At 37.1% G+C, this 22,085-nt stretch carries 15 protein-coding genes; 9 read left to right on the top strand and 6 right to left on the bottom strand.

The genetic code is table 11. From position 1 onward, the window contains the following. Positions 1-324: 324 nt before the first annotated feature. From AABI08_RS05870 to AABI08_RS05895, 6 genes are all read right to left on the bottom strand, one after another. Positions 325-1,548, bottom strand: a complete 1,224-nt coding sequence (locus tag AABI08_RS05870) for an ABC transporter permease (RefSeq protein ID WP_338344489.1) — start codon at positions 1,546-1,548, stop codon at positions 325-327. Continuing rightward, positions 1,548-2,444, bottom strand: coding sequence for an ABC transporter ATP-binding protein (locus tag AABI08_RS05875; protein WP_338344509.1), 897 nt, complete (start codon positions 2,442-2,444; stop codon positions 1,548-1,550). The genes AABI08_RS05870 and AABI08_RS05875 overlap by 1 nt, the downstream gene beginning before the upstream one ends. A 148-nt stretch (positions 2,445-2,592) precedes the next feature. Further along, complete coding sequence (locus AABI08_RS05880) at positions 2,593-3,795, bottom strand: ThiF family adenylyltransferase (protein ID WP_338344491.1); 1,203 nt, start codon at positions 3,793-3,795, stop codon at positions 2,593-2,595. Continuing rightward, entirely contained in the window at positions 3,792-4,781 is a 990-nt protein-coding gene (locus AABI08_RS05885; protein ID WP_338344492.1) for a hypothetical protein, read from the bottom strand. The genes AABI08_RS05880 and AABI08_RS05885 overlap by 4 nt, the downstream gene beginning before the upstream one ends. 73 nt (positions 4,782-4,854) lie before the next feature. Then, complete coding sequence (locus AABI08_RS05890; protein WP_338344493.1) at positions 4,855-4,980, bottom strand: hypothetical protein; 126 nt, start codon at positions 4,978-4,980, stop codon at positions 4,855-4,857. Between the two features lie 15 nt (positions 4,981-4,995). Continuing rightward, entirely contained in the window at positions 4,996-5,121 is a 126-nt protein-coding gene (locus AABI08_RS05895) for a hypothetical protein (protein ID WP_338344494.1), read from the bottom strand. Between the two features lie 258 nt (positions 5,122-5,379). Between AABI08_RS05895 and AABI08_RS05900 the strand changes: the two genes are divergently transcribed. From AABI08_RS05900 to AABI08_RS05940, 9 genes are all read left to right on the top strand, one after another. Continuing rightward, the gene (locus tag AABI08_RS05900) at positions 5,380-5,964 is read left to right on the top strand and encodes a TetR/AcrR family transcriptional regulator (RefSeq protein ID WP_338344510.1); all 585 of its coding nucleotides are present in this window, start codon (positions 5,380-5,382) and stop codon (positions 5,962-5,964) included. A 188-nt stretch (positions 5,965-6,152) separates the two neighbouring features. Continuing rightward, positions 6,153-7,595, top strand: a complete 1,443-nt coding sequence (locus AABI08_RS05905; RefSeq protein WP_338344511.1) for an ATP-dependent nuclease — start codon at positions 6,153-6,155, stop codon at positions 7,593-7,595. A gap of 1,104 nt (positions 7,596-8,699) precedes the next feature. Further along, complete coding sequence (locus AABI08_RS05910; RefSeq protein WP_338344172.1) at positions 8,700-9,203, top strand: alpha/beta fold hydrolase; 504 nt, start codon at positions 8,700-8,702, stop codon at positions 9,201-9,203. A 571-nt stretch (positions 9,204-9,774) separates the two neighbouring features. Beyond that, on the top strand, positions 9,775-10,056 hold the full coding sequence (locus tag AABI08_RS05915) for an IS110 family transposase (RefSeq protein WP_338344171.1): 282 nt from the start codon (positions 9,775-9,777) through the stop codon (positions 10,054-10,056). 99 nt (positions 10,057-10,155) lie between these two features. Next, the gene (locus AABI08_RS05920; protein WP_338344169.1) at positions 10,156-10,818 is read left to right on the top strand and encodes a transposase; all 663 of its coding nucleotides are present in this window, start codon (positions 10,156-10,158) and stop codon (positions 10,816-10,818) included. A gap of 223 nt (positions 10,819-11,041) precedes the next feature. Then, entirely contained in the window at positions 11,042-11,557 is a 516-nt protein-coding gene (locus AABI08_RS05925; protein WP_338344167.1) for a TetR/AcrR family transcriptional regulator, read from the top strand. A 1-nt stretch (position 11,558) separates the two neighbouring features. After that, positions 11,559-12,611, top strand: a complete 1,053-nt coding sequence (locus AABI08_RS05930; protein WP_338344165.1) for an ABC transporter permease — start codon at positions 11,559-11,561, stop codon at positions 12,609-12,611. 4 nt (positions 12,612-12,615) lie between these two features. Continuing rightward, on the top strand, positions 12,616-13,290 hold the full coding sequence (locus AABI08_RS05935) for an ABC transporter ATP-binding protein (RefSeq protein ID WP_338344164.1): 675 nt from the start codon (positions 12,616-12,618) through the stop codon (positions 13,288-13,290). A gap of 636 nt (positions 13,291-13,926) precedes the next feature. After that, the gene (locus AABI08_RS05940; protein ID WP_338344512.1) at positions 13,927-22,038 is read left to right on the top strand and encodes a beta strand repeat-containing protein; all 8,112 of its coding nucleotides are present in this window, start codon (positions 13,927-13,929) and stop codon (positions 22,036-22,038) included. Positions 22,039-22,085: the final 47 nt, after the last annotated feature.

Below are 22,085 nucleotides of genomic sequence, written 5' to 3' on the forward strand. Positions count from 1 at the left end.
GTTAGCTCGCCAAACAAGTGATTGGCAAAGTAGTGGATCCTAGATTAGCACTTAGGAGGCTCTGAGAGGCGTTTTCAGTTCAGAGTGGAAGTTTTGCTGCTAAGCACATAACCCGTTAAAGACGAGAGAGTGGGCAGAATGCTCTTTAAACCGTGTTAGCGACTTGACCAAAGCGATGGCTCTTAGCTATACCTTGGAAAAGCCCTTTTGTATTCTCAATTTTGAGATTTTACAAAAGGGCTCTCTCTGCTCAAAAAAACTTGCTGCCCTTGGCAGTATACGATTCATAAGTCAATATTTTTTCTTTTTGAATATAATTAATTTTTATCGTTTTTTAGTTATCAAATTAATATGTTTTAATCCCTGTAAAAATTGTTTTAATATATTATCACTAGAATAACTTAATACATTTTTTGAATATAATTTTAATCCAACTTGAGCTAAAATTATTAATGTTATTAAGTTAATTCCTAAAGAAAGTAGGCCTTGATTAATATTAGCACTGTGTATAGATAATCTTGCAGGCATTAATGTTTGAGAAAAAAAAGGAATAAAGGAAAGAATATTTATAATTATATTATTTGTTGAATTAGGTAGAATAAACGCAAGGATATATCCAATCATTGCTAAATAAGTAATTGGTGCTATTGCTTGTTGAACTTGGTTAAAATCATTAATTAATGATGCAATAAGGGCAGTTAAAAATGTATATAAAGCAATAGAAACTAAAACAATGAAAATAGAAATTATAAGAATTTCGAAATTTAATTGTGATAATATTTGGTCTATTACTTGAAGATTAATATGATTTTTAAAATATAAAAATGAACAGAAGAATATGACAATATATATTGTCATTTGTACTAATGCTAAAAGTAATATTCCAAATATTTTTCCATAATATTGATCTTTAGCTGAAGTAGACGCTAATAGTATTTCCATAATTCTCGATGATTTTTCATTTGCAATTTCTTGTGCAATCATACTAACGTAAGATGTTAAGAAAATAAAAATAAAAATTCCCAAGACTGCAGAAATTGCAAAATTTGCTTGGTTTGAGGATTCAGAGCTTTTATCAAGTGTAGTATAATTAACGGATTTATTATTACTAATTAATTCTAATTGCTCTTTTGATAAGTTAGCATTAATTAGATTTATTTTGTAATTATATTGTGTTAGTTCATTATCTATTATATTTTTATCACTCGCCGATAATTGATGAGTGCTCAAAACATCAAAATCATTTTTGAAAGAATCTTTTCTTATAACTACTTCAACTTTTTTATTCTTTAAATATTTTTCTTTTTCATTGTTCGTAATATTGATAACCTTTAAATTATCATTTTTATTCATTTCAACAGATAAAATTTTATTATCAATAATTCCAACATTGATTTTTCTTGAATTATTGTTTTGTGTAATCCAAGTAATGGACAATAATGCAGACATTAAAATTATCGGAACTAATACCATAATCCAATAACTAGGTTTTTTAATTCTTATTTTAAATGTCTGAAAAATAACTGTTCCTAAATGTCCAAACAACATTATGTTTCCTCCTGTACATACTTTTCAAATACTTCTTTTAAAGTCGGAGGTTGCTGAGAAAATGTTTTAACATATCCATCGTTTGAAACTAATTTAAAAATTGCTTTCCCAACTTCATCATTTTCAATTTTAATTTTACGTCCAAGTCGATCATTATTTATAGATTTTACACCAGGAATAGATAACAGCGTTTCATCATTGATATCAGATTCAACATATATATTTTTAAATCCAAAAGATTCTCGAATATCTTTTGGATTACCAGATGTAACAGTCTTGCCATTTTTTAACATTAAAATGTTATCTGATATTTTTTCAACTCCCTCCAAATCGTGGGAACTAAATACAATAGAGGTTCCTTGATCTCTTAATTTAATAATGCTGTCCATAATCAAAGAACTATTAATTGGATCTAATCCTGAGAATGGTTCATCTAGTATTAACAATTCTGGTTTAAAAATAACGGTAGCAATGAATTGAACTTTTTGAGCATTTCCTTTGGATAGAGTTTGTATTTTATCTTTTTTATTCCCAATTACTCCGAGTCTAGACATCCATTTATCTAACTCTTTTAATGTGTCAATTTTGTTCATATTATGAAGTTTTGAAAAATAAACAATTTGTTCTTCTATACTCCATTTTTGGTACAATCCTCTTTCTTCTGGAAGAAATCCTATTTGTGATCGAATTTTACTCTCGTTATTAAAGTTATACCAATTAATGTTACCTGAACTTGGCTGTATAAAGTTTAAAATCATCCGGAATGTTGTTGTTTTTCCAGCACCATTTTGCCCAACTATTCCCAATATTTTCCCTTCATCAATATTAGCATTGAGATTTTTAACAGCATATTTATTGCCAAAACGTTTAGTTATATTATTTAGCTTTACATTCATAATATTTCCTACTTTTTAAAAATAAATACTAAACAAATAATAATCAATGCTGCCACAATATAAGCAAGGTCTCTATATTGAACAGGAATAATATTATCTAATAAATGAAAATGACTAGTAATTAAAAAAACTATTAAGATGAACAAGATTATTTTCTTTGATAAATCCATTTTTTTACCCTCCCTAAAACATTAAAAAATAACATAGACACTAATATTGTATTGCTTAGAAAAATAATGCCACTCCATATCAGTGGTATATTTCGCATAAATGATGCTAATAGCCCATCTTTCATCTGCCAATTTGTAGATATTGCATATAATATGCCTAATAAATTAGTTGTAATTGCAAAAAAAAGATATTGCCATTTATCTAATTTAAAAAATGATAAAAATAAAATAGAAAATAAAACAAACATTAACCATGGAATATGAAAATATATTATAAAAAAAAGTATGATAATTAAAATAAGACCAATGGTTTTGATTTTTTTATTCTTATTATTCTTATATATAGAAATTTTTTTAATTTTCAAAAAATTTAGTCCTTCATAATTAAAGTTTAATATTTTAATTATTTCAGGGACTAACAAACCAGCAAGTATATCAAATTCAAAATTAACAACTGGATATTTTCCATGAATTACGGAAGTAAAATTTTTCCATTTAAATTTAATTCTTTTGCTAGGAACAAATGTAGGACCCGCCACAATATCATTAGCAGTAATTCCTCCAGAAGTAAAAGGAATCTTATATTTTTGCATAGTTTCCATGAAAATGGACATATGATTTTGTGGTTCGTCATATGCCTTAATAACAACATCAGGACGACCGTTATTTTTTATAATTTCTTCTATGTCTGAATTAGACGATATAAAATTATTTATTTTACAAATATTAATATTAGGATTGTATTTATTTGCCCAATTACTAGCAACAAAAACTTTTAATTTCCCAATATCCTCATGACTGTATAATTCTTGTCTATTCAGATTACTTTGCTCCACGACATCTGGATCAACTATCACAAAGTTGTTAAAACCTAATAAAACTAAGCTTTTGAACATCTTGCTACCCAGAGCTCCAATGCCAATAATATAAATTTTTTTATTAAGGATTGTTGGGGATATATCATTTTCAATAAAGAATTCGTTATTGAAAAAATATAATGAAGAATTTCTATCCAGATTTAATGAATCCTTATTATCAATATCAAATACATTTTTAACAGTTAATCCTTTTTTTTTAAAGTTCTGATACTCCTTTTTGTTGACTACTTTATAATGATTGTTCCATTCTAATTTAAAATTCCCATCAATACCCAAAACTCTTAAAAATAAATTGTCTTTCATATAGTGATCCCAAAGCTATTCAAAATAACAGAAAATAACAATAAAAAAGTACACAAAACGGTAATAACTGATAATATACCCATTATGGTTAACGTAACTGTTTTAAAATCTTGTAAATTATTTTTACTCAAATGTCCAATTAAACTGATTGATTTTTCTCGAATAAAAGTTTCGTCTAATAATGATTCTAGGGCATAATAACCGTCCAATTTTAAAAAAATATTCATATTAGATAACAAAGTTAAGACAGATATGATTATAAGAACACTCAAAAAATAGGATTTGGCATTTATAATTATTAATAAAACAATCCCAAGAGAACCTAAAAAAATATTTGCTTTACTCCCTGATAAAGATACCTTAGCTAGTACATTATTGTTAGTAAATCTAACACCTGTAATGTCAACAAAACCTGCAAAAGAAAAATAATAAATCATTAATCCTATGCGAGGTACATAAACCTTATTAACAAGTGCAGATAAAAAATGAGATCCTTCATGTAAAATAGTTCCTAAAAAATTAATTAGATATCCAAAAATTAAATATAAAAAAATATTATGTATATTTGGAAAAATAAAATTTTTTTGTACATGATTGAAATTTAAAGAAAGTAAAACAATAGATGTTAAAAAAGTTATTAAAACTATAATGTTCCATATAAAATTAATTTTTTTCAATGATTGAAAAGAAAAATTTAAATTTACTGGACAATAGTCATATATCATTTTTTTGAATAAGGAATTAGATGGAGCATTAAAGGTTAATATTCCTAAATTGGTTAATCTATGAATTACATATTTTTGTTCTTCCGATAGTGTTGTTGAATCTTTTTTTGAAGAGTAATATCCCTCCAAAAAATTTATAACTGCTTTTCCAACTTTAAAATGTTTACCGTTAATCCTATTAAACAATTGATATTTGTCATTTTCTAGTGTTATTGGAGAATAAAAAAGACAATTACCTATTTTCTTAGATTGATTAATCAATATTTTCCTCCAAAAAATAAAAATAAGTCCATCATCTTATATATCATTAAGAAGGTGGACTTTAAAAAATGAATTACATGAAGAAGAACATGCCAATCGCTATGCCTGTACCGAAACCTTCTACAAAGTCCCGTGCATTGCTTAATGATTCTACAGGTTCAACTTCTTCGATATTTAAAAATTCCGAGCTATTTGTCATTTTTTCTCCCCGATTTTAGTCTGCAAGTCCTACAGCAACTACACCTACGGCTAGTCCTGCCCACCAGTAGGCTTCACTAGGAACTTCGGCATTTTCAATTTCGATAATTTCATTAAGATCATTAACTAAATTATTGTGCATATTATTCTCTCCTATTTTTTAGTATTTTTGAATTTTTAAAATTCAATATGGTAAAAATATCTGTTAGTAAATATTTTTTTACCATTTTTATTATCAATATATTTATCAATCAGCGAAAGGGGGTTATATTTACACATGTAAATATAACCCCCTTTCGCTTGTTGTTAAATAATATTAGTATAATAAGCAATAAATATAGTTACTTTTTATTTAAATCATTTACACTAGTTAATTAAATTATCAAAAAATGAGGCTGACATGATTTTTTCGCAAGCTGACATTCAAATAATTAATGCATTCCTTGAAATTTCTAGAAATAAATCAAACTTTTCTGATGTATCTATGAGTACAATAGCTAAAAAAGTGGGAATATCCCGTCAAGCTTTATATCAGAGTCATTTTCATAATACGGATGAAATTATAAGAGCTTTGTATTTTTATGTGGATCAAGATATTTATAACCGAATGTTATTTGTCATTAAAAAAAATAAAAATAAAAAAAATATAATGGAGTTGCTAATTAGAGAAGCAACCTCATTAATATATAAAAATAGCTATATTTTTAAAATTCTTTACTCTAAACATCACGATTCATCTTGGGTATTATTCATAGAAGAACATTATTCACGAATATTATTGCCTATTTTGGAAAAACGAAATAATAATCAAAGTACATTCATACCTGTTGGTATGCAAGCTAAATTTATAATTCACAATTTTATTGGCTTAATATCAATTTGGATGCACCAAGAAAAACCAGAATTACCAGAAGAATATGCAGAAAAAATTATTTATTTATTTAAAACAAGCGCAGAGCAATTAATTAAGCTAGATAATAAGTGAACCAAAAAATAAATTTTAAGGAAAAATCATCTGAAAGTAAACAAATTTCTAAATATGCATAATTAAAAAGATAAGAAACAAAAGTGAGAAATAATAATTCTTTGGTATAAGGTATTTAATTAAAAAATTATTATAGGGTATTAAATAAATCAGAAAATGAGGGGTATATTTTAGAGTATATAAGCAAAATGATTCTAAATAATTTTAAATCGTTTAAGGGAACACATGAAATTAATTTTTCTAATGGAGTGAATTACTTTGTTGGAAATAATAATTCTGGAAAAACAACGTTGTTTTATGCTCTTGAATTTATTACCGGTGGTGCTTCAAAGTCTGATGTGGTATCAAATACTTGCCCAAAAGAAGATGTTTCAGTAGAGATATACTTGTCAGATGTAAATAAAGAGATAATTCCTCAAAAGTATCAAAGGTGTATTCAAAATAATACTATTAGAATAAAACGATCTTCTAAGGAAGAGACTATTATACAAAATGGAAAACCAGTTACATTAAACATCAAAAAGGTTAGAGTTTATAACCCTGAAAAAAATGAAGAAAAATTGGAAGGACAATTTGAAAATATATCCGGAATTGATAAAACAATTAAAGAACTTTTATCATTTACAACCGTATATGCCGAAATGCAAAATAATGAGTTTCAGAATTTTGGTTCTACAAAAATAACTGGAAAATTAATAGAACAAATTTCCCGTAATTTTGTGGAGACCGAAATTTATAAAACGTTTATTGCTTCTTATGAAAAAGCTTTTAGAACAGATAAAGAAGGTTTCAAAGAAAATTTGAGTCAGACGCTTTCTAGTATAAATAGTACTATGAATGATCAGTTTGGAAATGTTCAAATTGGTATTAATTTTAATATTCCAGACATTCATGATTTTATTAAAAATGCTAATTTCACAGTTAAAGAAAATAAAAAAGAAACTAATATATCAGAGAACGGAAATGGATTACAGAGAGCTTTAGCATTTTCAATCATTCAAGTGTTTGCTAAACAATCTAGGCAAAATAAACAGTTTCCCCTATTTTTCCTGCTTGATGAACCAGAACTTTATTTACATCCAAAGGCACAGGATAATTTATTAAATGCTATAAATGATTTATCCGAATTTGATCAATTTTTCATTACAACTCATTCCCCATATATTCTCAGACATTTACGAAACAATAAAGATAAAGTAATCATTTTAAATAAGTCAGATAAAAATTCACCCATAGATACCAATGATTTAATATTTGATTCAATATCAATTGGAGAAATAACATATAAAGCTTTTCATGTTCCAACAGCAGACTTTCATAGCGAATTATTTACTAAGCTATATGTGCATTGGGTTGAAACTACTCCCACCCAAGAAAGCCATGGTATAAATGCATTTGAAAAGGACTTTTTACTTCCTAAGGTTCAAGATAATCCTGACCTTATAAAACTAATGCAGGAAAGATATAATGCGGGAAAATTTAAGCCAAGCAAACAACACAGCTTACCTTTCATTATAAGAAATACAATAGACCATCCTGAACTGAGAGAAGGAGGCCATAATTTCCCGATAACTGATCAAGACCTTAAAATCTCAATAGATTTCATGATAAAACTACAGAAAACAATATAATCCATTTAAAAAAATAACAATGGATTATTATTTTCTGTTCTCCCGAACTGCTTACGTACAAATTTTCCGTACAGTTTCCGTACAAAATGATGAAAACAGAGCATAAGGGGAAATTGTACTCACGCAAGCGTGGTACCCCACAGTGTGGGGATTTCCCGAGTACTCGGCTGTTTTTTCTTGTACGTAAGGCTTCCGTACAGAAAATGAGGTTAATCTTGTCGGTTTCATCTGTTGTACGTAACGTTTCCGTACAACGTACGGAAGAAAATGGTTTGCTGGTAAGTCATTTTTTGGTTACACTCATGAAGATTATCAGAAATTATTGCTGATGGAAAAGATAGAGTGATAATAAAAATATAGGTTTTTGGACTCGTTTTTTTCAGAGCAATTCGAGACAATTTTGGTAAATAAATGTCGAGGGGAGAGGAAAGCGGAATGAAGAAGCACCTAGGAAAATGGGATAAATTATATTTATTAATTTTTATTGTTGCCTTAGTTTTTATACACTTCTATCATGGTAACGAACTATTGTTAAATATTGCAGCTGGGATTGTGTTTGTGTGTGGTGTTTTCGTTTTTTATTCGGCTATTTGTATAAAAAAAGATTCTTAAAGATAATTTTTACTCAGAAAATGTGGAAAGAGAAAAGCATGACTGAACAACAAGCCCCCTAGGAGGAGAGAGATTTTGGACAAATTTATGAATCGGCAGGTCGTTCTGCATTTGATGTCGGCGATGATTTTATTTGTTATTGTGCATTTCCTTTTTCATAATAATACCCTTGTAAAAGATCTTTTATCAGCCGTTATCTATTTTGTTATTACTTTTTTTGTTGATCGTTATTTAAATAAACATTCTTATAAAAGATCTCATAAATGATTTTTTCACAAAGCTGAAATCCCTTGAAATTGGGATTATGAGAGCTAGACCAATTTTTTTTAGTCCCATTGAGCAAGTGGACTTATCATAAAAGAAAAAGCAGGCCCCAGTTTTGGGGGTCTGCTTTTTTGGCTTTTGGTAACCTGCATTATGTTAAGTAGCTTTATGGTAAGTTGGTACTAAGATAAGATAGTATTGAACAAAATGAAAGAGAGGGTAACGAAAATGAAAACCAGTAATTTAGTGGATTATGAAAGTTTTGGGGACGGTATGCCTATTGTTTTCTTACATGGTATGGCACTTAGTAAAGAGTCAAATATCTTTTTTTTTGAACCATTTTTACAGTTTTCAAATTGGCAAAGGATTTATTTAGATTTACCGGGTATGGGTCATAGTGCACCAATAGATAAGGCAAACAGCGATACAGTTTTAGATACATTGGTTAAATCTATAAAAGAAATTATTGGGAATCAAAAATTTGTCTTATATGGTCATTCTTATGGTGGATATATGGCTCAAGCATTGGCAGAAATTTTTTCTAATCAGATAATCGGCTTATTTTTGACTGCCCCTGTGGTAACCGCTCATAAGTCAAAACGATTACTTGCTAAACATCAGAATATCTTTATTGAACCAGTTAAGGTTGATAAAAATGCTGATTATTATAATGATTTTTTAAGTATGAATAGTCGTATCAATCAGGAAAACTGGGAAAATATCAAGAATTGATAATTCCAGGTCTGATTTTTAATAATGATTCTTTTCTTTCAGAATTGAATTATCATTATATGTTATCTAATGAATCCCTTTTACAACAAAAAAATTATCAGATACCCTTAACAAAACTGTTAGGAAAAAATGACCAAATTGTTGGCTATAAACAACAATGCCAACTTGTTGAAAATAGTGATAGTGGCAGTATAATTTTGCTAGATCAAACAGGCCACAATATCTTCATAGATCAACCTTATTTAACAAAAATAGCTTTTCAACACTTTCTGAATATGTTTACTAAATAATGCTTTAGGGTTTTAGCGTTATTTTGGTAATTTAGTTAATTTTCTAACCATTCCCCGTTAACGTTGCTTTCAAGCCTTTTTAGGTTAAGACCTAAATTGGTAGTGAAACTCAGGTCGCCTGTCCTTTTGACACTTGATGTCGCAAACTAAAATGGCCGTTTCACTGGTAACACCAGGCAATTTGTTCTTAGTAAGTTAGACGCATGACGCCGAGTATAGAAAATTAAATGATGGTGTTCGCCACTGGAAGTTTCAAATTATAAAAAGAAGGTGCACATACGATGCACTATGTTGTTGGTATTGACGTTTCAAAATCAATTAGCCAAGTCGTTGTGGCTGTTGATCAAAAAAATGTCGAATCCTACAAAATTTCGCATGATGTCTTTGGCTTTCATCGTTTAAATACTTCAATCCAACAATTTGATGAGTTTCCAGACATTGTCTTGGAAGCTACCGGCGTTTATTCAAGACATCTAAAACACTTCATAGAGCATCAATACTACCCGTATCGCTATAAATCCGCTAGCTGCCAAGAAAGAATTGGACCAATTACGGTCGAATAAAACGATTTGAATGATGCTAAGAACCTTGCCTTAACGCAATTCATATTGGAAAGGCCAAAACATTATGTTTAAGCGCCAATCTATCTTGAATTACAAGATATGAGCCGGTTTTACCAACAGTTAACACACGATTTTGTTCAGACTAAGAATCGTCTTCATCGTGTCTTACAACTCACTTTTCCAGAGATTGAACAATTATTTTCTACGACGGATAATCACTTATACTTAGAAATTCTCAGTGTCTTTCCTCATGCCCAGCTAGCTAGTCATAACTTACGAACATTAGCCGATACTCTTCAATCCATCTCGAATCAGCATATTGGACAAAATCGCTTAAACCTGATTGCACATAAGCTATCCAAGTTGGCTAGGCAATCAGCACCAGCCGTTTCGCTCATCGCCGAGCTAGGTGATTTAAATCGTTTTAAAACGAGTAATCAATTAAACGCTTTTATCGGTATCGATTTAAGGTTTAATGATTCCGGGCAATACCAAAGTTCCGGCTTTATAACCGAGCGAGGCAATCACATTGCTCGTAAAGTTCTGTTTAAAGCAATTGGCAATATGGCCAGTACAGCGACATATGGCCATCCCAATCACATTAACGACTGGTACCAAAAGAAAAAGCAATCTTCTCAAGGTGTCGGAACCAAGAAGATTGCCATTGGTGCCATGTCTCGCCTAATAAGAACATTGCACTACTTGGTGCTTCATAACCAACTCTATGACTATGAATTGCATCAAGAAAATAACTTAATTTAAGCCTACCACTTTCCTAAAAAATGCAAAGATGATAGCTTATTTCAGTGCGTCTAAAATCATCATGTTTAGAAAAAGAAAAGAAGTCAAAACCCTTGATGAGCTTGACTTCTGGTAGAAAAATCCCTTCGGGGATTTTTTTATTGTCTACATGTTGACACGGTGTCATAAATGAGTAGACTGGGGAGTGAAGAAATGACACTGTGTCATTACAAGGAGATAAAAAATGCCAAAAGCCACATTTTTAAACTTAAATGCAGCCAAAAAGGAAAAAATCAGCCAGGTTCTCTTAGAAGAATTTTCGACCTATTCACTTTTAGATGCCAACGTGAACCATATTGTGAAGGCAGCCGGGATTGCCCGTGGGTCCTTTTATACCTACTTTGCCGACTTGGATGATGCTTACCGGTATACCCTGGGTCAGGTGATGGCGACGATTCACGAGGCCTTTGTTGGGAATAACCCGTTTCAAGCAACTCGATCCTTTATTGATCAGGTTGAACAAAATCCGTATTACGCCTTTTTGAGCAATTATTACGTCGTTGATGAGGCCATCTTGGCTGCTCATCATCAGGAAACCAGCAGCACCAATTGGGATAAGGCGACTGCTGATTTGCCACAGTGGCTGGCCGATGTCGCCGTCCACCATTTGATTCGTGAATACTTTTTAGCGCCGACCGATAAGGAGCAGATTCTATCACTATTAGATGCCTTGTCCGGTTGGCACAAGCAGGAGGCTTAAGATGTTCTTAGCATGGCATGAAATTAAAAAAGAAAAGTTGCGTTATGGATTGGTCGTAGCGGTTATCGCGATGATTGCCTACCTAATCTTTATTCTGAGTGCTTTGGCGCTCGGGTTGGCCAATGAAAATACGGCGGCGGTGAATAGCTGGCAGACGAAATCAGTGGTGCTGAGTAAAGATGCCAACGGTGACCTAAGTCAGTCCTTGCTGACGCGAGCCGATGCTAATCGGGTTGGGGAAAAGCAGGCTGATTTACTCGCCTTAACCCCAGGTATCTTAAAACAGGGCAGCCTTCGTGACTCGGCAATGTTTGTTGGCCTGAGTAAAAATAGTCAGGTGACCCAAAGCATTTCACTGACAAAAGGCCACTTGTGGCAGTCAAAAAATGAGGTGGTCGTTTCTAGTAAGCTGGCCAATCAGGGGATAAAGCTAGGGCAGAAATTAACCCTAGGCCTACAAAGCCAACCCCTAACGGTGGTCGGCTTTGCCAAAAATGCAGAGTATAATATGGCGCCAATTGTTTATGGTGACCGGTCGCAGTGGGCGGCTATTAAGGGGACAACGAACCAATTCATTGGCTCTGGCTTTGTTAGTCGAGAAAAGCTAACCGTGCATGGTAGCAATTTACAGGTAGTAACGAAGGCGGCCTTGTTTGAGAAGATGCCTGGTTATAGTGCGCAAAATAAGACCTTTGTGCTGATGATTGCCTTTTTGATCCTGATTTCCGTTGTGATTGTGGCCATCTTCCTCTACATTTTGACGGTGCAGAAGATGGAAAATTTTGCTGTTTTGCGGGCGCAGGGCATTCCGGTTAGCTATTTAGTGTTGAACACCTTGTCGCAAACCATTTTAATGATGGCCGTGGCGGTGGTGATTAGCATGGGCTTGGCTCTCGGCACGAGTGCCATTATGCCGGCAGCGGTGCCAATGTTCTTCAACTTCAGCTTGATTGGTCTGACAGGCTTGGCCCTGGTTGTCATGGGACTTTTGGGCGCTGTGATTCCGATGCGGCTGATTGCCAAAATTGACCCAGTAACAGTGATTGGAGGGTGAGCACATGGAAAGTTTAGTATTAAAACAAGTGAATAAGACCTTCGGTCATGGATTAAATCAGGTTCAGGCACTGCAGGATGTTGACTTTGTCGCCAACCGTGGTGAGCTCACATTAATTTTGGGACCATCCGGTTCAGGGAAAAGTACCTTGCTGACGATTTTGGGTGGCTTACAACGTCCAACTAATGGGTCAGTGCTGATTAACGATCAAGATATTAGTCGGTTAACCGGTAAAGAAGCTGACCGTTTCCGTCTTGATCATATTGGCTTTGTGCTCCAGTCCTATAATTTGGTACCTTACTTAACGGTAAAAGAACAATTCACTTTAGTGGATAAGGTTAAGAAGACACAGAATCTGACGCCAGCAGTGATGGAAGGCTATTTAAAGCGGCTGGGGATTACGCAACTGTTAGACAAGTATCCAGGTGAACTTTCAGGTGGGCAAACCCAGCGGGTGGCGATTGCTCGAGCCTTGTATACGGATCCTGATTTTATTTTGGCTGATGAACCAACAGCCGCATTGGATAGTGAGCGAGTGGCAGAAGTTGGGCAACTTTTTCAAGAAATTGCTCGACGTGAAAATAAGGCCGTGGTTGTCGTTACACATGACCTGCGGTTAAAGGAAGATGCGGATCGAATCTATGAATTAGTTGACGGTAGCATAAGAGAAATAAATTAGAAATGTTTTTGTTGATTAATGAGTGATTTAGAAATAAAATCATTGATTCTAATTTGAAAAAGAAGTAAAAAAAGAAAATAATGGAAAATTTCGAAGTTCTTTAATGGAACTTCGTTTTTTTTATTTCTATAGAAAAGAATCATGCTAATCCTTGTTCAAATTTATTAAAGATCAATTTTTGATTTTAAAAGAAAACGTTTTTAATTATTTTTCTTCTTTAATGAGCTTTAAAAAATGTCATAAATTTTCCTATTAGAAAAGAATTAGAATCATTTGATATAAAAGAAATGTTTGTGATAATATAAGGGCACAAAAACAATATAAGCGCGCTGTATGTTTGTTTTGTTTTCTGTGAATTTCAACACTTATCGTATATTGCAGGCGAGAGTTAAATTAGAAAGGAAGCGGAAACTTATTAATCAAATTTCAATCCGTTTTGAAGGCTGCCTTAGCTTAATTTAGGACGCTTTTTAGAAGCTTTAAAATTTGTTCTAGCATAAATTGCCAACAATATGACCGGTGCTGATACTTACTAATTTTCAATTCCGATGTTTTCCATCAAATTTAAGGGTAGAAAGGTCAGTGTTTATGTTATATAACAAGAGAACTCTTCAAAAAGTAGAAGATAAAAAAATCATGCGAAAGGTAAAGAGCCAATGGGTTGTCGTCTCATTGGCTAGTTTTGGTTTGTTAGCAGGTGTCACGGCCGTCCAACGAGTTTCGGCTGATACAACGACTGCAACCACAACGCAACCTGCCGCAACAACCTCGCAAACCGCAGGCACTTCGTCTAGTGGCAGCTCGACTGCTTCCACAAGCGCATCGACAAGCTCCTCGACCAGTGCGTCCTTAAGTGTGTCGACGAGTACATCTTTGAGTGCTTCAACAAGCGTATCTGTGAGCGCATCTGCAAGCACTTCTACAAGTGTGTCCGCATCGGCAGCTGGTAAGTCCGGTTCAAATTCTGCTAATGTCGGGACTTCAACCAGCAATTCTGGTACGAGTGCAGCGAGCGCTGGTGCGACAAATACAACGAGTGCTTCTGGGTCAGCAGTAAGTAACTCAGCTACGTCAGCAGATAATACTGATGCGGATACCACGAATGTGACAACAGCTAACTTGTTAGGGGATAATGCTGCGGTTAATTTGGGTGCTAGTGAGGTTGCTGATTCATCAGCGTCGACTTCAGAGTCTGAGACACCTGCTGAACAAGCCGCAGCTCAACAGGGGATGGAAGATGCCTTTCAGGGGAAAGCTAATGCTTCTTCTGAATTGGGTCAGGCGGTAGACTATTACAACGCTGCCTATAGTGGTGCCCAGGCTGCAGTGACGGCTTACAATTCTGCTACTAAAGGTCAGGGAACTGGAACGCAAGATTATACCTTCTATGGTAATACCGCTTCAAAGAAGAACGACGACGGTACCACTCACGATACAACAGGAATTGACAAAAGTGGAACGCCACAAGCATATGGCAGTGCTGATGATGTTAATCAAGGTGGGGCGGATAATCCAGCAGAAGCTTCTGCTAGTGCTAGCAAGTATGAAACTGCTTTAAATACTAAGTTGGATGCTCAAACAAACGTCTCTGTCCAAACAACCACTTCTAATTCAACTACTAACAATATTAGTATTCCGACGAGCCAGACAGCATCAATAGCTAATGCTCGTACTAGCTACCAAAGCGATACCAATCTGGGCGCCAGTTTTGATGCTGGTGTGGCCTATGCATTAGGTCAGTTGGGTCAGGAAGACGCTGAAAGTGGTAAGTGGCAGGGTGTTTACTCTGGATCCAACGGTGGAACGAAGGATCAGTATCTTGCCACCGCCACTAACGACACAAGTAATCCCTATGACCAGGCCTATCGTGGCGCTTTGGCTGCGATGAATTCATACTTTGATGGTAATGATAACTACAAGGGCAATACGGCTGTTTCTGTTTCCTTAACAGCCAATACTTACTTTGACCAGGGATTCAATGATGTTGTCAATCAGGCTAAAAATGGGATTGCCTATGTCCAAAACGGAAGTCAATTTGCGTCTGTCTTGACTGGATCAACAGATCCCACACATAGTGGTAATGTCGCCTCGGGTATTAATACTATTCGTTTGGCAAACGATGTTAATTTGACCAATTCTGCCTTAGGAGAAACGCAACGTACTGAAACAGCTAATACGTCATCTTTTACGATTGATGGTCAAAATCATTTGATGGATTTTGGTGGACTAAATTATACAGTTAACTCTGCTAGTGATCTCTACCTCCAAAATTTTCAAACGATTTATGGATCTAGCGATTACGGACCATTTGCGGCAGGAAGTGGAGCGGTTCATTTTGGAAACCTGAACTACGTTGGTCCACAGCTATTGTCTGCATATGGAAATGATGTATATTTCTTTGGTAATGTTAACGTTATTTCGCCAGATAATACTTCGAATACCTACACATCGCCCTTCCATACGGGTGTTTCGATGGATGGTAGCGGTGTTCAGGAAAACTTGGAAGTTAACAACTTTATCTTGCAGGCTGGCGCCCATTATTTCGGGACAACCTCACCTGTTGGTGGTGGTAACAATATCATTGCTAAGGGGAATTTCACGGTTGACACGGGCGCTAAAATGACACTTGTATCACGAGGTCAGACCCCTGAAGATTCACAAGATGATTCTGCTTTTGGAATTATCTTGGACACTAGTGGTGCTTCTCTGAACATTAAAAAGGATGCTACTGTTAACATTATTCCTGGCCACTATAGTGGGAGCGCAACCGTTATTGGTGGTGGCATTCTGGCCACTGGGTCTGATTCAATTAATATCGATGGCGGGACCTTAAATTATGAAGGAGAAAATGGGGTCTCAGGTAATTATAATGAGCCAATTGACATGTATAGCTCGGGTAACTCCATTAACGTTATTAACGGTGGATTATTGCAGGCTTTACTTGACTCTATGCCAACTCAGAATGCAACCGATCACAACGGAACTTCCTACTATGGTATTGTTTCAAACCCTCATAACGGGACTTTTAATGTCGGTTCAAAGGGGAGCTTGAAGATTGGTTATACCAATTCGGATTGGAACAATAGTGTTCCTTACTTTGGTGATAACTTTAATATTAACTCGGTAGGTGGGACGCATGTGATTATGATTAAGCCCACTAACGCACAAGCTTTTCAAACTGATGCAGGAACTGATGATGATGCACTTGGTGGTTCTATTAACGCTTATACAGTTGCTATTACACAATCTAACGGAACCAAACAGTATCTGTACTACTTTAACCTGCCATCAGGGTCTACGACCTATACTGGAACTGATTTGAATGGGGATTCTGTCACTGGGAAAATATCAGGTAATACTTTAGATATTGCAAACGTGCCGGCTGTTCAAGTTGTTGGTCCATTGACCACAGCACCAAGTTCTACTAGTGGAATGACTACGGTTACGGGCTTTGTTAAATTAACGAATTATGAAGATATGGACAACAGCAAGTATCCTCTTTACGTTAGCGTGGCCACCGGAACGAACGCTGGAACGAATGGAACATCATTTGATCAGTTAAATCAAATTACCGGGGACAATTTGAAGGATGGTTATTCGTCTGCTGACCCTTATACCTACACAACCTCAGTCTCAACACAAGGTTATGCTGGTGGCCTTTTGAAGGTTGTTTATGATATTCCGACCGCAGATGCGAAAAATTATATTGGTATGCGATTCCATTATGGTATTAACTCTGTTAGTACGATTCTAAATGTGACCGGTTCTTCGTACACTACCACTGTCGAAGGATTTACACCAGATTCAAGTCATCCTGGTAAAGTGGTTCAAGACACCACCCATGGTGACATGGTAGTCGCCAATGGATCAACAGGCAATGTTGAAAACGGTATCCAAGATGGTATTACCGATGCCGAGAACAACAATAGCGCTAAAAAGGCAGGTGAGCCGTTTGATACCCAGACAAACGATGATTATATATCCGGATATAAGAGTGCCCAAGCGGGTTACAAGGCCTATTCAAATCAGACTGCTAACCAAGATTACACCCAGACTGATGCCTACAAGAATGCAAGCAATCCAGACGCCTTTACCCAAGGTTACAATGCTGCCGCTTATGATGCCGGATTGCATGATGCAAAGTTAGGCCAAACTAATTCGAAAGATTCAAATTATACGCAAGCTCAAACTGAATATAATACGGTATACACGGCTGCACTGGACAATCCGAATGAAACCTTATCTAATATTCTGTCTAGTGCTACTATTCCTGTGGATGCAAATCTCAAGAATACAACCCCAACTCCAGCAGAGAATCAAGCGTTTACGGATGCTCAAGGTGTGGCAGCCTTCGTTAAAGATGAACAGGCCGGCAATATTTCCGGTACCACTTATGGTCCAAACTTTAATGCTTTGACTACTAATGATCAAAAGGTTGCTTACGAAGCCGCATTAACCGGCTATAACCAGGCCATGACGGTTAGTCCGACATCTGACGACCCCGATGGTAATGCTACCAAGGCTGAAATTGCCGGCTTTGAATATGGTCAATCATTAATTAATGGTGGTTTGTCAACGGGCACTGTTGCTCCAACGGCTGCTGCTAGCCACATGAATAATGTGAATGTTGCTCAGATTGGGTACAATACTGCCAACCAGGCGGTTACAGCAGCTAAGGGAAACGGTTCCTCTAGCACCGAAGCACAGACTGCAAATGCACAATCATTGCCAGCCGATAGTGGTACAACAGATGCTACCTTCGATCGCTACGTTAAGTATGGTGCTTATGCTGCATTGAAGGTTAATTCAGATACTGGCTTAAACCAATATGAAGAAGTTGGTTATTCAAAGGTGATTACCGCTTCAGCTTATCAAGATGGTTTGAACGCCTATAAGAATAAGCAGAGTGCAACCCCAACGGGTACTGATGCTGAATCAAATGCTGGTCAAACTTCCTTTGCACAGGGTTATAGCGATGGTCAAAAGGCCGCAGCAGCGGGTATTCAAAACTTTAAGAATGGTACTGCCCAACCTACTGGTACCGATACGATTTCTTATATCACAAGCCAAGCACAAGCTAGTGCCCAGCAAGGATTTGCTGATGGGGATGCTGGTAAATCAGCTCCATCAACGGATACATCTTATGATTCAGCCTATACGACCGGCTATAATGCTGGTCAGTCAACCAAGTTAGCAACTGACGATGCTAAGAATGGAACAGACCAATCAAAGTCTGCCAATGATTCTGCAGCTTATAGCGATGCGAAGGGTGCTTATGCGGATGGCGCTTCGGCTTACAAATCAGGCAATACTCAATCATCAAAATCAGCTGACCCGGTATACCAAGCAGCCTATAATCAGGCGTTGGCAGATATTACTAATGCCCGGACCCAAGCAATCCAGGATGCGGATGGTAATCATGGCCAAGCTAAGAGTTCAAGCACAAGCTACTCAGCAAATCAAGATGCAGAATCAGTCGCTGAAAAGGCCTATACCGATGCCCAAACTGCTTATTCTGAAGCTATTGTCGGTGCTGCGACACCTACAAACCCAAATGATGCCCAGGCAAGCGGAGCAGCAGCGGGTGCTAATGATAAAGCTTACATTGACGCAACGGTTGCTAACCAAACGACAACTGCGACGGTTTCTTCTACTAAGTCCGGTATTGTGACGACTCAAATCGGCGCAGCACAAGCTGCCTTTACAGCTAACCCAGATGCTCTTGACACCTTGAATAGCACAGACCCATTGGCCAACTATGCTTACAAGGCTGAAATGGATTCTTTGAAGGCTCAGTATGCAAAGGGAATCAACGATGCAGCGACCGGAAAAAATCCAGATGCAACAGCCAGTGATGCTGAAAAGAAGGGTGCTAGTGATTATGCAGCTGGATTAAATGCGGCAGTCAATGGACCAGCCATTACTAACCCAACAACTGGTAATAAGGACGGTGAGGCAGCCGCCAATTCGTATAATGCAGGTTATAACGATGCCAAGGCCGGCACGCCAAATGATAGTAATTCAGGCGACCCAGTGAAGAAGTCAGCATATGAAGGTGCTAGTGAAGCCTTCACAGACGTTGCGAATGGGACTACCAGGAGCACTGATTCAATGGATCCAGTGCAGAAGGTTGCTTACGAGCAGGCTTTGAAGGAAGCACAAGCTGATGCAGCGCAAGGTGCTCAGGATTTTGTCAACGGTAAGGACAGTCCAAATGCAAGTACGGTGAGTGGTGCAGCAGCAGCCGAAGGATATAAACAAGCTCAGTCTGGATATAGTGATGGTCAGAGCGGTAAGTCATCACAATCAGATGATCCAAACTACACGACTGGTTATAACGCCGGTAAGAGTGAGACGAGCGGTTATAATGACCAAACTGCGCCAACGAATGCAACGCCAACGGAGCAGCAAGCCTATGATGGAGCGAAGGCCGGAGCCGCTGATGGCATTGCAGGTAAGAAGCAAGCCGATAATTCAGCCCAGTCAAAAGCTTATCAAGATGCTTATACCAAGGCCTATCAGGATGCCCAAACTGGCTATCCAGCTGGTTATGCGGCTGGTCAAGGCGGCGGCACGCCAGCTGAACCTAATAACCCATCTTATATGGCGGGTTACCATGCAGGTCAAGCAGCTAAGCAAGCGACGACAGATGCCTATAATGGTGTCAACAATCCAAGCGGTGTGACGGATCAAACTACTTATAAGGATGTCCAAGATGGTTATCATGATGGGGTTATTGCTACGGGCAAGACGTTGAACAACACGCCAGATGCTACGACCGGTGATGCGCCATACAAGACTGCTTATCACCAAGGTATTGTGGATACAAACGCAGCTCGAGCCAAGGCCATGCAGGCTGCAGACGCTAACTATGGCCAAGCTAATAGTGCAGGTACAACCTATTCAGCAAATAAAGATGTGGAAACAATCGCTGAACAGGCCTACACGGATGCGCAAAATGCTTATAACGCCACTATGATCAACAGTGTGCCAACGAGTCCAAATGATGCTCAACAAAGTGGTATTACCGCTGCTCAAACTGATCAAAGTTACGTGCAAGCCACAGTTGCCAACCCAAGTCAGACAAGTACGACGGTTTCAGCTACTAAGACGACGGCGGTTAACAATGGAATCACCAAAGCCCAAGCAGATTTCAAGGCTAACCCAGACGCTAGTGATAGCTTGAGTGGTAGTGACGCCTTGACAACCTATGCTTATAAGGTCGAAATGGATTCTTTGCATGCCCAGTATAATACTGGAAAGCAAGAGGCAGCTGCCGGTAATAGCCCAGCAACCACTGCCAGTGATGCTGAAAAGCAGGGAGCTATTGACTATACGAACGGATTAAACGCTGCGGTTAATAACGATACCCAAAGCATTGCCAACCCAACCAGTGGTAATAAGGCTGGTGAAGCAGCCATCGATTCGTTTAATAAGGGTTATCAAGATGCCGTGGATGGAAAGGATGACAGTACTTTAACTGATCCAGTCCAAAAGGCTGCCCAAGCAGCCGCCAGTGAAGGCTTCGCGGATGTGACAAGTGGTAACGTCAAGAACGCTACCGAAATTGCCACGATGAATCCAGTGGCTCAAGTTGCCTATCAAAAGGCGGTCAAAGAAGCTCAGGCAGATGCAGCGCAGGGAGCACAAACTTATTTGAGCGGTGGTAGCCGTCCAGCTGACAATACCGTGGCTGGTAAGGCTGAGGCCTCTGGATATGATAAGGCTCAGCAAGGTTACACCGATGAGCAGAGTAACAAGACCCAAGCATCATCTGATCCAAGTTACACGACTGGTTATAACGCAGGTAAGAGTGAGCAAAGTGGTTATAATGATAAGACCCAACCAGCATCGACTGCATCCCAATCAGAACAGGATGCTTATAATGGTGCACAGGCCGGTTCTAAGGATGCCATTGCCGGTAACACGAAGAATCAGAATACCGGTAAGTCTCAAGCCTATAAAGACGGCTACAATCAAGGTTATGACGATGCAACGGGTGGCTATACAGCCGGTTATAATGCGGGACAAAATGGTACCAAGCCAAATGCCACGCAAACGGCAGATCCATCTTACATGAAGGGTTACAACGCCGGTCAGGCAGCAAAGCAAGCTATCGCTGATGACCAAAATGGTCAAAGCAATGCAAGTGGTGTGACGGATCAAACAACTTATGACGATGCGCAAAAGGGCTATCATGATGGCGTTATTGCCACAGGCAAGACTGGTGTCAACACACCAGATGCTACGGCAGCCAATGGCGATCAACCATACCAGGCTGGCTATAACCAAGCTATCACGGATACAAATAAAGCCCGTGCAGCCGCTTACCAGGATGCAGACGATAATCACGGTCAAGCAATTGATTCGAATAAGAAATATTCTCCTAATAGTGATATTCAAACAGTAGCGCAACAGGCTTATAACGACGCTCAAACTGCTTATTCTGAAGCTATCTCCGGTGCTACAACACCAACGAATCCAAATGATGCCCAGGCAAGTGGAGTAGCAGCAGGTACTAATGATAAGAGTTACGTTGATGCAACAGTGGCTAACCAAACACCAAGTGCAACGGTTTCATCTGCTAAGTCAACAATTGTTTCAGCTCAGATCACAGCAGCTCAAACTGCCTTCAATAAGGACCCCGATGCTCCTGACAGTTTGAATAGCACTGATCCATTAGCCAACTATGCTTATAAGGCTGAAATGGATTCTTTGCAGTCCCGGTATAGTACTGGAAAGCAATAGGCAGCTACCGGTAATAGCCCAGCAACCACTGCCAGTGATGCTGAAAA

Origin of the sequence: Fructobacillus evanidus (assembly GCF_963580165.1) — a bacterium.
GTDB lineage: Bacteria > Bacillota > Bacilli > Lactobacillales > Lactobacillaceae > Fructobacillus > Fructobacillus evanidus.